Genomic DNA, 1,535 nt, shown 5'->3' with positions numbered 1-1,535 from the left:
AGGTCTCAAACGCTCTTCTATTGAGTCCTGTGGTCGCTCTCAAGAGTCTATCTTGATGCAATATTCGGCCAATGTTCAGCATTCAAGGGGATATCCAATCATTGTTTCTTCCCCATTATGCCACTATTACGCAACAAGTCTATTAAGCTTCTTGCTTAAGTTGACACCAATGGCAAGCATTGCGCCCCTACAAAATCGACCCGCCTTTGGGCGGGAAAGAAAGGGAAAGAGAAAAAATAGGGAATGAGGGAAAAAAGGGAAAAAAGGGGAAAAGGGTTACAGAGTCCTCCCAGCACCACACACCACCCGAAAACCGCAGCTGAAGCTGATGTAGTCGCGGCGGAAGTAGAAGTTGCGGCAAGCGGAACGGCAGAGAAATGGAAAGTAGAACCAAGAACCGCCCCGCAATGGAGAACGATTATCATTACCATTTTCTCTCCAGACACTTCCGTCCGTCGGCGCACCATCATAATTATCGTGCCAGGTATCGGCGCACCACTCCCAGACATTGCCGTGCATATCGTACAGTCCGAAGGCATTGGGAGGGAACTGTCCCACGGGAGTTGTTTCTTTTCGATATTTTCCCTTCGCTTCCCCGGCGTAGGTATTACTGGCAATGTAGTTAGCCAATTCCCCGGTAATGGTTTCCCCAAAGTAGAACGGGGTGGTCGTCCTGGCACGACAAGCGTACTCCCATTCCGCCTCACTAGGGAGTCGGTATTCCCGAACCGTCAACTTCGATAATCTCACGCAGAACTCGACGGCATCGTACCAGTTGACTTGTTCGACGGGACGGCGATCGCTGTCGGGACGGTCTTTGAAGTGGGCTGGGTTGAGGTCAAGGTCTTTTTCTACTTTTAAATCCGTGCGTTCGGCGATCGCTCTCCACTGGGACTGGGTGATGGGATATTTACCCATGGCAAAGGGGGGGACAGTAACCTCATGTTGAGGGCGTTCATCCTCATAACTATCTTTCTCATTTGTTGACGAACCCATCAGGAAAGTCCCACCGGGGATGGCGACCATCTCTAGAGTGATGCCGTTGCCCAAATCTTGGGTGAAATATGAGGCTTCAGCCTTTTCTCGTTCGAATTCCTGACCTTTGGCATTTACTTTTACCAGATCAAATGTCATTGTGTTGATTTCCCCCAAATATTATCTCATTTGCCTTTAACCAAACTTTCTAACTCTACTATCTTTCTCTCGACCTCCGCTATCCCTCTACCAACACGCTCGACGTACTGGTTGAGTTCGGCGAGGAGGGGTGGGGGAATTCGGACGGCGATTTGTGGTTTGCCCATAACAATTACATTTCTTCTGCCGCCATGCTACTAAACGCATAGCCAAATATTACCCTTCCAGTCATTTTTCTTAACGAACGATCAAATAGCTTTGTAACCGTTCAGGGGGGGATGTCAAGCAGCCAGTGTCATTGACTCAGTGGAAGAACTCTCCTGGGGCAGCACAGAGGGAGAAGCACTGCCCCTCCTAGAGGCGCGAATCGCCTCAGTCATGAATTCCAAGACATTGCGGTT

Annotated in this window: 2 protein-coding genes and 1 pseudogene; 1 reads left to right on the top strand and 2 read right to left on the bottom strand. The window is 49.6% G+C overall.

What is annotated here, in order from left to right; genetic code table 11:
* A partial coding sequence (locus O9334_RS01735) for a hypothetical protein (RefSeq protein WP_287998848.1) occupies positions 1-247 on the top strand: 247 nt, incomplete at its 5' end.
* Between the two features lie 29 nt (positions 248-276).
* Here O9334_RS01735 and O9334_RS01730 read toward each other — a convergent pair.
* Together O9334_RS01730 and O9334_RS01725 are read right to left on the bottom strand one after the other, a co-directional pair.
* A pseudogene (locus O9334_RS01730) lies at positions 277-1,122 on the bottom strand (formylglycine-generating enzyme family protein); the annotation flags it as partial.
* A gap of 38 nt (positions 1,123-1,160) precedes the next feature.
* Positions 1,161-1,301 (bottom strand): hypothetical protein, encoded by a 141-nt coding sequence (locus tag O9334_RS01725; RefSeq protein ID WP_193745615.1) that lies wholly within the window; start codon positions 1,299-1,301, stop codon positions 1,161-1,163.
* Positions 1,302-1,535: the final 234 nt, after the last annotated feature.

The organism is Microcystis sp. LE19-8.1F (assembly GCF_027531715.1).
GTDB lineage: Bacteria > Cyanobacteriota > Cyanobacteriia > Cyanobacteriales > Microcystaceae > Microcystis > Microcystis wesenbergii_A.
This window is presented reverse-complemented; position numbering and strand designations above follow the sequence as displayed.

What these genes read in the sequence shown, in the direction of transcription:
- O9334_RS01725 (WP_193745615.1), bottom strand. Translation starts at nt 1,301, where the DNA reads ATGGGCAAACCACAAATCGCCGTCCGAATTCCCCCACCCCTCCTCGCC.